This window comes from Photorhabdus africana, assembly GCF_035181445.1.
In the GTDB taxonomy this organism is placed as follows: Bacteria; Pseudomonadota; Gammaproteobacteria; order Enterobacterales; family Enterobacteriaceae; genus Photorhabdus; species Photorhabdus laumondii.
Genome location: NZ_JAXBVE010000151.1, coordinates 1 through 562, shown reverse-complemented (window position 1 = coordinate 562; position 562 = coordinate 1). Strand labels below are relative to the sequence as shown.

Below are 562 nucleotides of genomic sequence, written 5' to 3'. Positions count from 1 at the left end.
TCTTGCTCGCCATCATCCGACCGAGCTTGAGCGTTACGATGAGGCTTGTGAAGCCTTACGGCGTGAGGAATTTCACCGGTTCAGTGAGTTGCAGACGCTGGGGCTGTTCCTATATCAACAGGTTCAGCTAAAGGAGAAAAAGTTCAGGCAGCGTCGTCGCTGGCTGTTGACCGGGATAGCATTAACGTCGCTGGTGACAGGCGTGTGTTTGATGCTTCACGCTTACGAGGTTGACTTGTCAGCAGTTTATCACTGGCTGACCGCGTTACCGGCCAAAATAGCGCATTATTTCATGCGCTAATTATTTATCCCCCGGGGAGAGACGACTCCCTGTGGACGGGTCTCTTCCTTAATTTTAGACAGGAAAAATGATGACCCTTTCTTACCTACCGGATGATATCTGCCGGTTAATAACCCGACGTCTTACAGACAGCCTGGAAAGTGGATGGGCGCCCTGGCAAGCGGCCAGTGAGTACGGTTTGCCGCAGCATGCGCTGACCGGACAACCGTTTAGCGGTATCAATGTGCTGTTGCTCTGGCAAACTATGTTGCAGCGGCAGTT

1 protein-coding gene and 1 pseudogene are annotated in these 562 nt (G+C 52.1%); both read left to right on the top strand.

The genetic code is table 11. The annotated features are described in order from the left end of the window. Positions 1 to 301 (top strand): annotated as a pseudogene (locus SLS51_RS23165) (hypothetical protein); the annotation flags it as partial. Positions 302 to 368: 67 nt separating this feature from the next. Further along, the coding region (locus SLS51_RS23160) for an ArdC-like ssDNA-binding domain-containing protein (protein ID WP_323840829.1) at positions 369 to 562 on the top strand (194 nt) is incomplete at its 3' end.